The organism is Glycomyces endophyticus, from assembly GCF_039531525.1.
Classification (GTDB): domain Bacteria; phylum Actinomycetota; class Actinomycetes; order Mycobacteriales; family Micromonosporaceae; genus Glycomyces; species Glycomyces endophyticus.
Map to the genome: position 1 here is coordinate 585,710 of NZ_BAAAQF010000004.1, position 15,521 is coordinate 601,230.

At 73.7% G+C, this 15,521-nt stretch carries 15 protein-coding genes; 12 read left to right on the top strand and 3 right to left on the bottom strand.

Annotated features, from left to right (window positions below; all coding sequences use genetic code 11):
* Positions 1-23: 23 nt before the first annotated feature.
* Positions 24-215 (top strand): 50S ribosomal protein L28, encoded by a 192-nt coding sequence (gene rpmB, locus ABD419_RS05810; protein WP_030157716.1) that lies wholly within the window; start codon positions 24-26, stop codon positions 213-215.
* 307 nt (positions 216-522) lie between these two features.
* Here rpmB and ABD419_RS05815 read toward each other — a convergent pair whose 3' ends face one another.
* On the bottom strand, positions 523-1,473 hold the full coding sequence (locus ABD419_RS05815; RefSeq protein WP_344482985.1) for a thiamine-phosphate kinase: 951 nt from the start codon (positions 1,471-1,473) through the stop codon (positions 523-525).
* A 142-nt stretch (positions 1,474-1,615) separates the two neighbouring features.
* On the opposite strand from ABD419_RS05815, the gene ABD419_RS05820 reads away from it, so the two are divergent.
* From ABD419_RS05820 to ABD419_RS05830, 3 genes are read left to right on the top strand one after another with little or no spacing between them, the layout of a single operon-like run.
* On the top strand, positions 1,616-1,849 hold the full coding sequence (locus ABD419_RS05820; RefSeq protein ID WP_344482988.1) for an Lrp/AsnC ligand binding domain-containing protein: 234 nt from the start codon (positions 1,616-1,618) through the stop codon (positions 1,847-1,849).
* Positions 1,850-1,860: 11 nt separating this feature from the next.
* Entirely contained in the window at positions 1,861-2,403 is a 543-nt protein-coding gene (locus ABD419_RS05825) for a DUF3515 family protein (protein ID WP_344482990.1), read from the top strand.
* A 10-nt stretch (positions 2,404-2,413) separates the two neighbouring features.
* The gene (locus ABD419_RS05830) at positions 2,414-3,031 is read left to right on the top strand and encodes a DNA-3-methyladenine glycosylase (protein WP_344482993.1); all 618 of its coding nucleotides are present in this window, start codon (positions 2,414-2,416) and stop codon (positions 3,029-3,031) included.
* Between the two features lie 44 nt (positions 3,032-3,075).
* On the opposite strand, the gene ABD419_RS05835 is transcribed toward ABD419_RS05830, so the two are convergent.
* Positions 3,076-4,998, bottom strand: a complete 1,923-nt coding sequence (locus ABD419_RS05835) for a glycosyl hydrolase (protein ID WP_344482996.1) — start codon at positions 4,996-4,998, stop codon at positions 3,076-3,078.
* Positions 4,999-5,186: 188 nt separating this feature from the next.
* Between ABD419_RS05835 and ABD419_RS05840 the strand changes: the two genes are divergently transcribed.
* Genes ABD419_RS05840 through ABD419_RS05865 form a run of 6 tightly spaced genes read left to right on the top strand, consistent with a single transcriptional unit; the run spans position 5,187 to position 12,564 of the window.
* Positions 5,187-6,857: a Wzz/FepE/Etk N-terminal domain-containing protein gene (locus ABD419_RS05840; protein ID WP_344482999.1), complete on the top strand. Its 1,671-nt coding sequence runs from the start codon at positions 5,187-5,189 to the stop codon at positions 6,855-6,857.
* Positions 6,854-8,233 (top strand): hypothetical protein, encoded by a 1,380-nt coding sequence (locus ABD419_RS05845; protein ID WP_344483002.1) that lies wholly within the window; start codon positions 6,854-6,856, stop codon positions 8,231-8,233. Before ABD419_RS05840 ends, ABD419_RS05845 begins: the two co-directional genes overlap by 4 nt.
* On the top strand, positions 8,230-9,471 hold the full coding sequence (locus tag ABD419_RS05850; protein ID WP_344483005.1) for a hypothetical protein: 1,242 nt from the start codon (positions 8,230-8,232) through the stop codon (positions 9,469-9,471). The genes ABD419_RS05845 and ABD419_RS05850 overlap by 4 nt, the downstream gene beginning before the upstream one ends.
* A 17-nt stretch (positions 9,472-9,488) precedes the next feature.
* Positions 9,489-10,373 (top strand): sulfotransferase family protein, encoded by an 885-nt coding sequence (locus ABD419_RS05855; protein WP_344483008.1) that lies wholly within the window; start codon positions 9,489-9,491, stop codon positions 10,371-10,373.
* Entirely contained in the window at positions 10,370-11,821 is a 1,452-nt protein-coding gene (locus ABD419_RS05860) for a lipopolysaccharide biosynthesis protein (protein WP_344483011.1), read from the top strand. Before ABD419_RS05855 ends, ABD419_RS05860 begins: the two co-directional genes overlap by 4 nt.
* An 11-nt stretch (positions 11,822-11,832) precedes the next feature.
* Positions 11,833-12,564 (top strand): class I SAM-dependent methyltransferase, encoded by a 732-nt coding sequence (locus ABD419_RS05865; protein ID WP_344483014.1) that lies wholly within the window; start codon positions 11,833-11,835, stop codon positions 12,562-12,564.
* Here ABD419_RS05865 and ABD419_RS05870 read toward each other — a convergent pair.
* Positions 12,561-13,343 (bottom strand): WecB/TagA/CpsF family glycosyltransferase, encoded by a 783-nt coding sequence (locus ABD419_RS05870; protein ID WP_344483017.1) that lies wholly within the window; start codon positions 13,341-13,343, stop codon positions 12,561-12,563. The two genes, ABD419_RS05865 and ABD419_RS05870, sit on opposite strands and share 4 nt — an antisense overlap.
* 186 nt (positions 13,344-13,529) lie before the next feature.
* On the opposite strand from ABD419_RS05870, the gene ABD419_RS05875 reads away from it, so the two are divergent.
* A complete protein-coding gene (locus ABD419_RS05875; protein ID WP_344483020.1) occupies positions 13,530-14,549 on the top strand; it encodes a sulfotransferase in 1,020 nt (339 codons plus the stop codon).
* Positions 14,542-15,471, top strand: coding sequence for a glycosyltransferase family 2 protein (locus tag ABD419_RS05880; RefSeq protein ID WP_344483023.1), 930 nt, complete (start codon positions 14,542-14,544; stop codon positions 15,469-15,471). The genes ABD419_RS05875 and ABD419_RS05880 overlap by 8 nt, the downstream gene beginning before the upstream one ends.
* Positions 15,472-15,521: the final 50 nt, after the last annotated feature.

The following is a 15,521-nucleotide window of genomic DNA, read 5'->3' on the forward strand; positions in this document are numbered from 1 at the left end:
ACGTCAAGCAGGAGTTATGGATTATGTCGAGCGTGTGTGAAGTCTGTGCCAAGCGCCCGGGCTTCGGCAACAACGTCCCGTGGTCCCACAAGAAGACCCGTCGTCGTTGGAACCCGAACCTGCAGACCATCCGCATCGCGACTGGCTCCGGCGACAACAAGCGCCGCGCCAAGGTCTGCACCTCGTGCATCAAGGCCGGCAAGGTCACCCGCTAAGGGCTGACGCCGAGAAGACTTACGCCGCCGGGGCTCGTCCCCGGCGGCGCTTCGTCGTCCCTGGATCACGTGATCTTCATGACGCCCGGGCCTGCGCTCGGGCGTTTTCGTCGTACCCGGGCGGGAGGCTGGCGGGGCCAGGATGGCTTACCCACCCTGGGTGGGAAGACCACGCGCCCGCACCCGCACGTCCGGCGGGCCACCGGCTCGGACCCCTCCCTCGTTCAGGTCCGACCGCAGCACCTCCACTCCCTCGCACGCGAACGCCCCGGAGTCCGACGATTCGGACTCCGGGGCGTTCGGGCGTTCAGGAGGTCGCGAAGTGGTCCCAGCCGGTCGGGCCGGTCCAGCGGCGGCCGTCGACCGTGACGCCGGTGCCGTCGGCGACGGCGCCGATGCGGCGCCAGCCCTCGGGGAGGAGGACGCCGGCCGGGAAGGCCGCGGCCAGCGCGTGGTCCTCGCCGCCGGTGAGAAGCCAGCGGCGGGCGTCGGAGCCGAGGGCTTCGGCGGCGTTGCGCATGGCCTCGGGGATCGGGAGCGCGGTGGTGTCGACGTCGATCGCGACGCCGGAGGCGGACGCGATGTGGCCGAGGTCGGCGAGGAGGCCGTCGGAGACGTCGATCATGGCGTTGACGCCCATGAGGGCGGCGTCGCGGGCGGCCGCGTACGGCGGCTGGGGTCTGCGGTAGGCGCCGACGAGGGCGCCCGGAGAGCGGAAGCCGCGGGAGAGGACGTTCAGGCCGCCGGCGGCCCAGCCGATCTTGCCGGCGAGCGCGATGACGTCGCCGGGGCGGGCGCCGCCGCGCGTGACGGGGGCGCGACCTTCGAGGTCGCCGAGGGCGGTGACGGTGATGGTGAGCTGGTCGCCGCGGGTGGTGTCGCCGCCGACCACGGCGGCGCCGATGGCGGCGGCCTCGTCGGCGAGGCCGATCGCGAGGCCTTCGAGCCATTCGGCGGGCGTGTCCTGGGGGGCGCAGACCGCGGCGAGGAGCGCGGTGGGCCGGGCGCCCATGGCGGCGACGTCGGCGAGGTTGACGGCGGCGGCCTTGTGTCCGACGTCGGTCGCGGAGCACCAGTCGCGGCGGAAGTGGTTGCCTTCGACGAGCATGTCGGTGCAGGCGACGACCCGGCCGTCGGGCGCGGTGACGACGGCGGCGTCGTCGCCGGGGCCGAGCAGGACCGCGTCGGTGGTGCCGAAGTGCCGGGTGAAGCGCTCGATGAGGCGGAATTCGCCGACTTCGGCGACGGTCTCGCTCACGGTCGGATCATTCCTCGGTCGCTTGAAGGTCGGTGGATCACTCGGTAATCTTCGCTCAGAGGCGAACGGGAAGCGGTCAGGCCCGCCCGTGTCGGGTCGGGGCCCACGTCCGCTCGTCGCCGCACGGGGAGGTGCCGGGCTGATGGTCCAGGCGTACATGCTCATCCAGACCGAGGTCGGCATGGCCGACTCGGTGACCGAGGCCGTGGCCGGTATCGAGGGCGTGGTCCGTGTCGACACCGTGACCGGCGCATACGACGTGGTCGTGCTCACCGAGGCCGCCACCGCGGACCACCTGGGGGACGCGGTGGTGAGTAGAGTCCAGCGGGTGTCGGGCATTACCCGCACGCTGACCTGTTCGATCCTCAAGATCTGAGGGGGCGCCCGGTGGGCGAGTCGAGGCTTCCCGCGGTCATCGCGACCGCGGTGGCGGTGCCGGTGGCGGCCGTCGCGGGCGTGCTGATCTTCAACGCGATGGTCCCCGAGGCCGAGGAGCACTCGGACTTGGTGCAGGCGGACCTGTCGCCGGTGGCCGTGACGGTCCCGGAGTTGAGCGCCGAGGACGCGGTGCTCTGCCTGGCCCTGACGGCGACCGCGCCGGACACGGCGGGCGGGCTGGACGCGCGCCCGGTCGAGGGCGGCGAGGGCGCGGCCGAGTCGGTGCTCGCGTACGGCGACCCGGCGACGGTGGCGACCTGCGGCGCCGAGGCGGTCGCGGTCGAGGACACCGCGGCGGTGTACAAGCTCAACGGGGTCTGCTGGTTCTCGGACGAGGCGGGCCTGACGTGGACGACGCTGGACCGGCAGGTGCCGGTCGGCGTGAGCGTCCCCGAGGAGAACGAGCAGCCCGTGGACGTGCTCAACGACCTGTCGACGGTCATCGCGGACAAGATCCCGGCGGCCGAGGACGCGCCGACCGGGTGCGCGTGAGCCCGGTCTGATGGGGCGGGGTCCGGGGTCGGTGCTGGACCGGGCGTTCTTCGCCCGGGACTCGGTGGTCGTCGCCCCGGAGCTGCTGGGCTGCATCGTGACCGCGAACGGCGTGTCGGTGCGGCTGACGGAGGTCGAGGCGTACCGCGAGGACGACCCGGCCTCGCATTCCTTCCGCGGCCCCACACCGCGCACGGCGGTGATGTTCGGCCCCGCCGGGTTCCTGTACGTGTACTTCACCTACGGCATGCACTTCTGCGCGAACCTGGTGTGCGGCGAGGACGGGACCGGCGCCGCGGTGCTTCTGCGCGCGGGCGAGGTCGTCGAGGGCGAGGCCCTGGCGCGCGGCCGCCGCGGCGAGGCGGTCAAGGACCGCGACCTCGCGCGGGGTCCGGCCCGGCTGGCGCAGGCGATGGGCTGGGACCGCTCGGACGACGGCCGCGACATGGTCGGCGCGGTCCGCACGGGAGCGCCGGCGGCGCCGGTCGCCGGGCCGCGCACCGGCATCACGAAGGCCGCGGACACCGCTTGGCGCTTCTGGATCCCGGGCGACCGCTTCGTGTCCCCGTACAAGCGCCACCCGAAGGCGCCCGCGGCCGAGGGAGATACGCCGGCGACCGGCGGATAGGGCTTGCGGGGCCCTACCCACCCGGTCCCGGTCGATCGGTCAGGTCACTGCTGGAGGCGCACCGCGAAGAACGGCGAGCGCATCAGGTTCCTGAACGCCTCCAGGGCGCCCTCGTCGAGGTGGATCTCGGAGTTCCTGCCGCCGTTGGAGTCCGAGGGCGTCTCGAAGTAGACGATGGCCTTGAGGCGCGGGTAGTGCGCCATCTGGTACCGGGCCGCCTCGAACACCGCGGTCTGGTGGTCGGGGTACTCGTCCTGGTGGAAGACGCCCCATTCGGCGAGCATCATCGGCTTGTCCGGGTGCTCCCTGGCGATCCAGTGGTAGAACCCGGGCCAGGCGGTGTCGCCCTTGGTCTGGTCGACGATCTCGCCGAAGTCCGAGCGGCCGTCGTCGTGGAGGGACTGGCCGTAGCCCGAGAGGCCGATCCAGTCGACGACGTCGTCGCCCGGGTACAGCTGGTCGTGCCAGGGCTTCTCGACCCACTTGAGGTAGCCCATGTAGTTCATGACCGACACCAGGTTGTCGACCCCGTGGGCGCGCAGGCGCTCCACGACGTACCGGAACATGGCCGCGTAGTCGGCGGCCTCCATGCCGGAGCCCTCGCGCTGGATCACGTCGTTCTCGGGCTCGTGGTGGACGGTGAAGAAGAACGGCTTGTCGAAGTTCTCGGTGATGTGGGCCGCGAGCCGGTCGAGGTACGCGTCGGTCTCCTCGTCGCCCGCGGCGATCTCGGCCCAGGAGGCCATGCGCGGCTTCCAGTTGATGAACAGCGTGCGCGGCTTCTCCGGGTCCTCGGTGAGCGCGATCTGCGCGTCGGTCGGGAACAGGCGGGCGTCGCCGCGCTCGTAGGCGTGGTAGATCTGCTGCGTGTGCTGCACGCGCTCTTCGAAGGCGAGGAGCTCGTCCTCCTTGACGCGGCTGGTGTGCGCGGCCGGGGCGACGCCGACGAGCGCGCCGCAGGTCGGGATCAGCTTGTCGCCGGTGGAGCAGACGCTCAGCTGGTCCTCGGACTGGCCGGACTCGGGCAGCGGCTCGGTCGGCTCGGAGGCCGGCAGGCCGGGGACCGCGGACGGGTCGGTCGTCGGGTTCGGCGAGCCGGCCGGGTCCGCCGGGACGGCGGGCGGGCCGGTCGGTGCGGGCGAGGCCGGTGACGGGGAGCCCGTCGGCGAAGGCGAGCCCGACGGCGGCGGGTCGGTGGGCGCCGGCGCGACCGGCGGCGTGTCCGAGGGCGAAGCGCTCGGCGGGACCGTGGCCGGGTCCGCGGGCGGCGGCGCGTCGGTGGGCGGCGCGGTCGGCGGCACGGGGCCGGTCGGGGCGTCCGGTTCGGAGACCGTGCGCAGGGCCGGGCCGGTGTTGTATTCGGCGCCTTCGAGTTCGAGGTACGCCTTGCGGTCGGGGCTGGTGACGGCGAAGCCGTACCGGCCGGGCGCGTTGATCGCGCCGGTGACGTCGAAGACGATCTCGGTGGTCCCGGCGTTCACCTCGACGGCGTCCCAGACGGTGCCGTAGGGCGGCGCGGTGTCGGCGGTGAGCGAGCACAGGCAGCTCACCGGGTACACCGAGGCGACCTCGACGGTCATGGCCTCCGAGTCCGGCGGGACCGCGACGGGCAGCCGCAGCTCCGCGGTGTGGGAGGGGCGGACCGTCGTCTCGTCGACGGCGAACTGGAGGTGGGCGACCGCGATGCCGAGGTCGTCGGAGTAGCCGACGGGCAGCACCGCGGGCGCGTCGGGTGCGCGCCCCGCGACCGAGGTCGCGGTGAACGAGGCCGCGAGCGGCCGGTGGTCGACCGTGCCCTCACCGCCCTCCCATGCCTCGCGGACGGCGTCGCCGAAGCGCCCGTCGCCCGTGCCGACCCCGTAACCGATGACGAACCCCGCCAGGACCAGCGGGAGGACCGCGAGGACGGTCACGATCCCGCGGCCGGTCGCGAGCGGAAGTCGCTGCCGCGCGTCGGTGCCGCTCATCGTCCACCTTCTTCCGTCCAATGTGATCTGGACTCAATATTGCGAATCACCATATTAGCGAACAAATGGGTTTCTACTCGTCTCCTCTCCCGATTACAACCCCTGTCGCGCGTGGCGCGGCGCGGCCGTCACCTATCGGACACATCGCTCGTTACTCATTCGAGTTCCCTAGAACAAGAAAGGGCTTCGTGTTGAGGACCCCTGCCGCCCGTACTCTCGCCGACTACGGCGTCATCGTCCGCCGCTCGTGGTGGCTCGTCGCCGGCACCGCCGCCGCCGCGCTCGCGGCCGGTGTGGCCTACACCGAGATGAGCCCGGAGGTCTACGAGTCGACCGCTTCGGTCCTGGTCCTGCCGACCGCCGGCGACACCGAGGTCCAGGGCGCCCGCACCGCCGGACAGGTCAATCTGGACACCGAGGCGCAGCTGGTCAAGTCCACGGAGGTCGCCGAGGCCGCCGCCGCGGCGCTCGGGGCCGACCCGGCCGCCGACCTCGTCTCGCAGGTGTCGGTCACCGTGCCGCCCAACACCGCGGTGCTGGAGATCAGCTTCAAGGCCGGCACGCCGAAGCAGGCGCAGGAGGGCACGCTCGCGTTCAGCGAGGCGTACCTGGCGCACCGGCTCACCGGGGCCACCGCGTCGATCGAGCGCGAGATCGGCACCGCGAACGTCGAGCTGGAGACCGTGAAGGCCGAGATCGACGCGGCCGAGGACCGGCTTGACGGCATGGGCGACGGCGACGGCGGCCGCTCCGGCCTCGAGTCCGACCTGGAGGACCTCCAGGCTCAGGCCGCGGAGATCGAGGCGTCCGTCGCGGGCCTCCAGGCCCGGGCCCAGGCCGTCTCGCCGGGCCGCGTCATCAACCAGGCGTCGCTGCCGCAGGCCCCGATCAGCCCGAACGCGATGTTCAACCTCGCGGCGGCCGCCGGCGTCGGGCTCCCGCTCGGCCTCATGCTCGCGTGGGCCCGGCACCGCCTGGCCCGCAAGGTGTCCTACCCGGCGGACCTGGTCGACCGGTGCGAGCTCGACGTGCTCGCCTCCGTGCCGCCGGCCGTGAAGTTCCAGCGCCGCGAGGTCTTCGGGGCCTACAGCCCCGGCGGGCGCGTGTTCTCGCAGCTGCGGAACGTCGTCGCCTCCCAGCTGACCGCCGACCAGCGCGTCATCGTCGTCGCCGGGGTCGCGCCCGGCCCGGCCGCGAGCGTCGTCGCCGCGAACCTCGCCACCGCGATGGCCCGCGCGGGCGACCGCGTGACCGCCGTGGCCGCCAACCCGAGCACCACCGTCGGCCTGCCGGAGCTGTTCGGCACCGACCCGGTGCCGGGCCTCGCGGACGCGTGGTCGGGCCGGATCGACCTGGCCACGGCCGTGCAGGCCGCGCCGCGGCAGCCGAGCCTGTCGGTGATCGGCCCCGGGGCCGCCGCGCGCGCCGCCGGACCCACCAGCGAGGCCGCCGCCGAGACGTTCGCGAAGCTCGCCGAGGCGGGCCGGTTCGTGGTCGTCGACGCGCCGCCGCTGTCGTGCTCCGCCGACGCGCAGCTGCTCGCCGGCCACGCCGACGCCGTGATCCTCGCCGTCCAGTCGCAGCGCGACGCGATCGCCGAGACCGCGGCCGCCGCGGTCGCCATGCGGCAGATCGACACGCCGCTGCTCGGCGCGGTCCTGCTGCCGGGCGTGCTCGGGCCGATGAACACCGTGCCGCTGCCGACCGCGCGCCGCGAGCTGGCCTCGCGTCCCATGCTCACGGCCGACGAGACGCCGACCGACTCGCTCGAGCCGGTCGAGGACGCCGCCGCCACCGAGGTGATCCCGGTCGTCGACGCCGCCGCACCGTCGGCGGCCTCGGCCGCCGAGCCGCGATGACGCTGCTCGCGGCCGCGCGCTCGGCCGGCCGCACGCGCGTCGCACCGGCGCGGCCCGAAGGCGCCTCGCTGTTCTGGCTGCTCGCGGCCTACCCGCTGTGGTGGGCACTCGGGCTCGGGGTCCTCGCGATCCCGTTCGTCGCCGCCGTCGCGGCCGTGAAGCTGGTGCGGCGCAAGTCGATCGCGGTCCCGCCCGCGTTCGGGTGGTGGCTGCTGTTCCTGCTCGCGGTGGTGCTCAGCCTCGCGAACCTCGGCGTCGACCCGCCCGGCGTGGTCCCGGAGACGTTCGTCTCCAGCCTCCCCGGGGCGACCTACCGATTCGGGTTCTACTGCTGCGTCACGCTCATCGCCCTGTGGGCCTACAACCTCGTGGTCGAGGGCGGGCTCCCCCGGCAGCGGCTGATCCGGCTGCTCGCGTGGCTGTTCGCCGTGACCGTCGCGGGCGGGCTGCTCGGCACGTTCTTCGGCGGCTTCGAGTACACCTCCCCCGTGGAGGCGCTGCTGCCGAACGCCGTGGCGAAGGACGGGTTCGTGCAGTCGCTGGTGCACCCGCAGGCGGCGCAGACGATGGACTTCCTCGGCTACGAGACGCCGCGACCGGCCGCGCCGTGGGGCTACACGAACACGTGGGGCAACAACTTCGCGATCACCGCCGCCTGGTTCACCGTGGCCGCGTTCTGCGCGCCGATCCGCACGAAGTGGCGGGTCGCCGCCGTGGCGCTCCTGGCCGTCTCGCTCGTCCCGGCCGTCTACTCGATGAACCGGGGCCTGTGGCTCGGCCTCGCCGCCATCGCGGTGTTCACCGCGCTGCGGCTCCTGGTCTCGGGCCGGCCCGGCGGGATGCTCGCCCTCGGCGGCGCCGGATGCGCCGCCGTCCTCCTCGTGGTCCTGACGCCGCTGGGGACGGTGGTGCAGGCCCGCATGGACAACGGCCACTCCGACGAGGGCCGCGCGTTCTCCTCCGAGCGGGCCACCGAACTCGTCGTCGAGCACTCGCCGATCATCGGGTTCGGGTCCACCAGGAAGACCCTCGGGTCCGGCGAGTCGATCGCCGTCGGCCCGACCCCCGAGTGCCCCCGCTGCGGCGGGCGCACCCTCGGCGGGAACGGCCAGCTGTGGCAGGTGATGTTCGCCCACGGGATCGCCGGGACCGTGACGTACCTGGGGTTCGCGCTCGCGGTCCTGTGGCGGTTCCGGTCCGACCACTCGGCGATCGGGATCGCGGGGAGCGCGGTCGTCGGCTTCTCGCTGCTGACGATGTTCTACTACAACGCCCTCGTCACACCCCTGCTGCTCACCCTGCTCAGCTATGTCCTCCTCGCCGCCAACAGCACACCAGCGCCCCTCGCCCAGGGGCCAGAGACGGAGAACCGATGAGTCGAGCCCTGAAGACCGCCGACGACCTGCGCAGGCGGGCGACCTACCTCGCGGAGGTGGTCGACCAGCTCTACCCCGGCGGCAGCGCCGGGGAGGCGCCCCGGCCGTACATCGTCGTGCCCGGGCGGCGCAAGCCGCGCGTGCTCATCCCGGCCGCCGACCGCAAGGTCGCCGCGGCGGCGCTGTCGCGGTACGCGCGGCCGGCCGCGCGCGGGGCGCGCCTCAAGCGCGACGCCGCGGTCCTGGCGCTGCGCCTGGGGCTGGACCGGCTGCTGCTGCCGCACCGCGTCAAGGTCGGCGGGGCCGAGGGCATCGACGACCACCTGGCGGCGGTCCTCGGCCACGAGGTCCATCTGAGCGTCCACATCGGACCGGCGCGGGCCAACCGCAAGCCGGTGCTCCAGATCCTCGACGGCGACGCGAACACCGTCGCGTTCGCGAAGCTCGGGGTCAACCCGCTCACCCGCGAACTCGTCGACGCCGAGACCGCCGCGACCAAGCGCCTCAGCGAGTTCTGCGACCTGCGGCTCCTGCGCGTGCCGAAGCTCCTGCACGCCGGGAACTGGAACGGCCACAACCTGATGGTGACCTCGGCGCTCCCGGCCTGGGAGGCGCCCGCCGACCTCGGCACGGCCCGCCGCAGCGCCGCCATGCGCGAGCTCGCCGACGCCTGCGGCACCTCGCGGTTCCCGCTCGGGGAGTCCGACTACGCCGCGCGGCTGCGCACGCGCCTGAAGGCGCTCACCGAGCGCGGCGAGACGGACGCCGACACGCTCCAGACCGCCGGGGAGGCCCTCCTCGACCGGTACGGGTCGGCGTCGATGACCTTCGGTGCGTGGCACGGCGACTGGGCCCCGTGGAACACCCGCGAGACGCCCGGCCTCGTGTACCTGTGGGACCTGGAGCGGTTCGAGACCGGCGTGCCCTACGGGTTCGACGCCGTCCACTACCGGCTCCAGGACGACATCGTCACCAGGGCGACCGACCCGACGACGGCCGTGCTCGGCCTCGTGGCCGACGCCCCGGCGATCCTCGCGCCCATGGGGGTCGCGCCCGGCGAGGCCGAGCCGACCGCGCTGCTGTACCTCGTGGACCTCGCCGCCCGCTACATGGGCGACCAGGCCGAGCGCGCCGGGGCGGCGCTGGGGGCCCTCGGCCGCTGGCTCCTGCCGACCCTGCTGCGCCACATCGCCCGCCAGCGGACCGCGCAGGCCGGCTCCACCGACGGAACCTGTTGAGCGGCAAGGAACATCGAATGACCCAGCGGACACTGCGCGAGCGCATCCCGACCCAGCTCAAGGCCGTCGTCGGCCATTCCTCGCGCACCTTCGGGCGCCTGACGGCCGCCTCGCGGATGCTGCCGGGACTGCTCGTCTGCGGCGGCCAGCGCTGCGGCACGACGTCCCTGTACCGGGCCCTGGCCCAGCACCCGGCGATCCTGAAGCCGGTGTTCCACAAGGGCGTCCACTACTTCGACACGAACTACCAGCGCGGCCCGGCCTGGTACCGCGGGCACTTCCCGACCCAGGGCGCGGCCGCGCGGATCGCGGACCGCACCGGCCTCGCGCCGGTCGCGTTCGAGTCGAGCCCGTACTACCTGTACCACCCGCTGGCCGCGAAGCGCTTCGCCCGCGACCTGCCCGGCGTCAAGGTGATCGTGCTGGTCCGCGACCCCGTCGAGCGGGCCTGGTCCCACCACGCGCACGAGGTGGCGCGCGGGTTCGAGCCGATCGTGGACTTCGCCGAGGCGGTGGAGGCCGAGACGGGGCGTCTCGCGGGCGTCGAGGAGCGGCTGCGGAAGGACCCGGCGCTGTACAGCTTCGAGCACCAGCACCACGCGTACACCGCGCGCGGGCAGTACGCGGACTTCCTGGAGCCGCTCGCCGCGCAGGTGGGCCGCGACAAGGTGCTGGTGCTGGACTCGGGCGAGTTCTTCACCCGCCCCGAGGACGCGTTCGAGCGGGTGCTGCGGTTCCTGGGCCTGCCGTGGATCGGCCAGTTCGCGTTCGCGCGGCACAACGCGCGCGGGCGTCCCTCGCCGATGTCGGCTGAGCTGCGGGAGCTGCTGACCGAGCACTACGGGCCCCATGACGAGCGGCTCGCGGAATGGCTCGGGGGTGTGCCGAGTTGGCGGCGGTGACCGCGCAGGCCGCGGAGCCGGGGACCCGGGAGGAGCTGCGCGGCACCGCCCGCGGGGGGCTGGCGAACCTGGTCGGGGCCGCGGTCTCGGGCCTGGGCGGCCTGGCGGTCACGTGGCTCGCGGCCGTCGCACTGAGTCCCGCCGAGGCGGGCGCGTTCTTCGCGGCGACCTCGGTGTTCATGCTCGCGGGCGCGCTCGCGCGGCTGGGGACGCCGACGGGGCTCGTGTACTGGGTGGCGCGCCTGCACCGGAACGGGCGCGACGGGGCGATCGGGTCGGTGCTGCGGCTGAGCCTGTGGCCGGCCGCGGTGGCGTCGTTCGCCGCGGCGGCCGCGCTGCTGCTGGCGGCGCCGATGTTCGCACGCCCGGACCTGGTGCGGCTGCTGGCGGTGTTCATCCCCGCGTCGGTCGCGATGGAGGCGCTGCTGGCGGCGACGCGCGGGTACCGGCTCATGGGCCCGTCGGTGGTCATCGACAAGTTCGGGCGCACGGTCGCGCAGCTCGCGGGCCTGGGCGCGATCGCTCTGGCGGGCACGGCGACGGCGCAGTGGATCACCTTCGCGTGGGTGCTCCCGTACCTGCCGGCGGCACTGGCGGCGGCCTGGTACCTGCTGCGGCGCCACCGCGCGGCGGCGGCGGACCGGGAGTTCCCCGACCGGGTCTCGGCCCGAGCGTTCTGGGGGTTCACGGCGCCGCGGGCGGCCGCGAGCGTGGCGCAGCTGGGGCTCCAGCGGCTCGACATCATCATGGTGGCGGCGCTCGCGGGCCTGGGCCCGGCCGCGGTGTACACGGTGGCGACGCGGTTCGTGATCGTCGGCCAGATGGCCTCGGGCGCGGTGGGCCAGTCGGTGCAGCCGCGCGCGGCGGCGGCGATGGCCGCCGGGGAGCCGGCGTCGGCGCGGGCGCTGTACCAGGAGTCGACGGCGTGGATCGTGGCGCTGACGTGGCCGGTGTACCTGGCGGTGGGGCTCCTCGCCGACTGGTACCTGCGGCTGTTCGGCGGCGAGTACGCCTCGGACGACGCGCGGCTGGTGGTGTGGGTCCTGGTGCCGGCGATGATGGTCGCCTCGGCGTGCGGGGTCGTGGACTCGATGCTGTCGATGGCGGGGAAGACCTCGTGGCAGCTCATCGACGTCTCGATCTCGCTCGTGGTCAACGTCGGGCTGAACCTGGCGCTGATCCCCACGATGGGCGTCGTCGGCGCGGCGATCGCGTGGTCGGCGGCGGTTCTGGTCAATAATTTGGTTCCACTCGCGCAGCTGTGGCGCGCCTTCGGCCTGCATCCGTTCGGCGCGCTGACGCGGCGCGCGCTGCTCGCGGCCGGCCTCGCCTTCGGGGTCCTGCCGCTGGCGGCGTCGCCGTTGGGGCCGGTGTGGACGCTCGCCGCGCTGACGGCGGCCGGCGGCGCGTGGGCGGTGGCGCTCCTGCGCTACCGGACCAGGATCTGAGGGGGAGCACCGTGGCAGCCAACTACACCGAGGTCTTCCGGGACCCGACCGCGGTCGAGAAGTACGCCGAGCGCACGTACGCGCCCGGGACGTTCTCGTCGATCGTGTCGAGCCGGCAGACGGGCTGGCTGCGCGGGTTCGTGCCGCACGCGTTCGGGATGCCGCCGGTGCACCACGACTTCGCCTGCGGCACCGGCAGGGTCGCGCGGATGCTCGCGGGCCTGGTGTCGGTGTCGCACGGCTACGACACGTCCGAGGCGATGCTCCAGAAGGGACGCGAGCTGGGCACGCCCGGGCACGCGCACCTGGTGGCGCCGGGGCTGGCGGTGCCGGAGCCGGACGAGACCCGCCCGCGCCTGGTGACGGCGTTCCGGTTCGTGCTCAACGTCGACCTGCACCTGCGTGACCAGCTGATGGACTTCGCGTCGATGGCGCTGCCGGACCCGGACGCGGGGCTGCTGCTGGTGGAGAACCACGGGAACGCCTCCTCGCTGCGGCACCTGCGCAAGTCCTTCGGGCGGCTCGACGCGCACACGTGGTTCCAGGAGCTGTCGCACGAGGAGATGGCCGAGCTGTTCGACCGGCACGGCTTCGACCTGGTCGGGATGCAGGGCTTCACGATGTTCACGCAGGGCTGCTACCGGCGGCCGTGGATCTGGGCGTCGAAGGCCGCCGACTCGCTCCTGTGCTCGCCGATGTCGAAGTGGGCCACGGACGTCGTGTACATCGCGCGCCGCCGCTAGATCCCGAGGTCCGGCCCCGGGGCGCGCTCCGGGGCGTCGCGGCGCGCGGCCTCGGCGAGGAGCCGGAGCGCCTCGGGGAGGTCGTCGCGGAGGTAGCGGCGGACGAGGCGGCGCGGTTCGGAGCACATGCGGAACAGCCATTCGGTGCCGGTGCGCTGCATCCACCGGGGGGCGCGGCGGCGGTATCCGGCGATGAAGTCGATGCTCGCGCCGCAGCCGAGGAACCACGCCCGGGGCGCGGCCGCGCGGAGGCGGACGGCGACGAGCTCCTGCTTGGGGAAGCCGAGGCCGACGTAGACCAGGTCGGGGTCGGCGGTGCGGACGCGGTCGACCAGCGCCAGCCACTGCGACTCGTCGCGGTCGAAACCCATCGGCGGGCACCAGGCGCCGACCACCTTCAGTCCGGGGTGGCGGGCCTCGAGGATCTCGGCGGCGCGCTCGGTCGGGCGCGCGGCCCCGTCCGGCGTGCCGCCGAGGAGCGCGATGCGCAGGCCCCGTTCGGAAGCGGCCGCGGCCAGGCTCCACACCAGGTCGGAGCCGGCGACGCGCTCGGGCAGCGGCGTGCCCGCGAGGCGGGAGGCCCACACGAGGGGCGCGCCGTCGGCGGTCACGAGGTCCGCGGCGGCCACGACGGCGCGCAGTTCGCGGCTGCGGCGCGCGGCGGCGACGATGTCCACGTTGGGGGTGACGATCTGCCCGCCGCGGCCGGCCTCGATCGCAGCGAGCACGCGCGCGACCGCCTCGGCCCCGGTGACCGGGTCGATGCCTATGCCGCCCAAGCGGACTCGTGGGTAAGGCCTGTCGTTCGCGCCTCCGGCGCGCGCAGGGCCCAAGCGCTCCATGACATCAGACGCTAGAGGCTCGCGGGCCGATTCCCGGGATTTTTCCGCTCCAGGGCGTGTCCCCGACCCCACCCCGGATCGTTATAGGGGCGACAGGGGAGCACGAGGGTGAGCGAGGGTTCAGTGAGCTGGAGAACGGCCGAGCAGTCCGAGCAGTCCGAGAACCGCGTCAAAGTGGTCTTCATCGGGGGCCTGGGCCGCTCCGGCACCACGCTCCTGGAGCGCCTGCTGGGGCAGCTGCCCGGGGTCGTCCCGCTCGGCGAGATCACCCACCTGTGGGAACGCGACCTGATCGGCAACGAGATGTGCGCGTGCGGCGCCACGTTCTCGCACTGCGAGTTCTGGCAGCGCATCGGCGGCCGCGCCTTCGGCTCCTGGGAGCAGGTCGACGTCGAGCGGCTCAACGCCCTCAAGGCCACCGTGGACCGCACCCGGCACATCCCCGCGCTCGCGGCCCGCAAGCTCGCGCCCGCGCAGCACCAGCTCGTCACCGAGTACGCCGCGTACTTCGAGAAGATCTACGAGGCCGCCGCGAAGGACACGCGCGCGCAGGTCGTGGTCGACTCCTCGAAGCACGCGTCGCTCGCGTACTGCCTGCGCTGGTCCCCCAAGATCGACCTGCGGGTCATGCACGTCGTGCGCGACTCGCGCGGCGTCGCGTACTCGTGGACGAAGCAGATCCGCCGCCCCGAGTCCCCCACCGGCGACCAGATGACCCGCTACTCCCCCGCGAAGGCCGCGATGCTGTGGAACGCGCAGAACGCCGCGTTCAGCCTCCTGGCCCGCCGCGGGGTCCCGGTGCGGCGCGTCCGGTACGAGCGGATCATCCAGCGCCCCCGGCGCGTCATCGCCTCGCTCGCGCGGTTCTGCGGGCTCGACCTGGTCGAGTCGGACCTGAACTTCATCGGCGACGGCTGGGCCGACCTCGGCCCGAGCCACTCGGCGGCGGGGAACCCGATGCGGTTCACCGTGGGGCGCATCCCGATCATGCCCGACGAGGCGTGGACCGAGGACCTCTCGGACAGCACGCGGAGGATGGTCTCGACCTTGACACGCCCCCTCCTCGGGAGGTATGGGTACCTCAGCGAAGCTGACACGCCTCTGGAAGACCCCGCACGCGAAGAGGTGAGCGCCCGTGACTGACTGGCCCTCCGTCGGCGTCGTGGTGCCGACCCACGACCGTCCCCAGCAGATGCGCGCCGCCCTGCGGTCGGTGCTGACCCAGTTCTACCCCGGTGAGCTCGAGGTCGTCGTGGTCTTCGACCGCGCCAAGCCCGACCCGGGGCTCGAGGACGAGCTCAACGGCGGCGCCGGCGAGGCCGCGAAGCGCCCGGTGCGCGTCGTCCGCAACGAGCGCACGCCCGGTCTCGCGGGCGCCCGCAACACCGGGATCTCGGCGGTCGAGACCGACCTGGTCGCGTTCCTCGACGACGACGACGAATGGCTCCCCGGGAAGCTCGCCGCGCAGGTCGCGGCCCTGGGCACCGAGGCCGAGCTGTGCACCACCGCGATCGAGGTCGACTACCGCGGCAAGCGCAACGCGCGGCTCGCGCAGAAGTCCACGGTCCGCCACGCGGACCTGCTGCGGTCGCGGATGATGATGCTCCACTCCTCGACGTTCCTGTTCCGCCGCTCGGCGCTCCTGGGCGGGCTCGGCCTCGTCGCGGAGGACGCCCCCGGCAGCCAGAACGAGGACTGGGACATGCTCCTGCGGGCGTCCCGGCGGCGGCCCATCGCGCACGTCGACACCCCGTACGCGCTCGTGAACTGGGCCGGCTCGCACTTCGAGACCCGCTGGGACACCAAGATCTCCTCGCTGCGGTGGATCCTCGACCGCCACCCCGAGATCCACGGCAGCCCCGAGGGCGCCGCGCGGGTCTACGGGCAGATCGCGTGCTGGCACGCGGCGATCGGCGACCGCAAGGAGGCGCTGCGGTGGGCCCTGCGCGCCACGAAGGCGAACCCGGGCGAGCCGCGCGCGGCCGTCGCCGCGGCGGCCGCGGCCGGCATCGTCGGCGTCCCCGCGGTCATGGCGGCCCTGCACCGCCGCGGCCGCGGCATCTGAACCGCCTGCGGCGCACGCCGTTCACCGGCGGTCCGCCCTTTATTCACCGC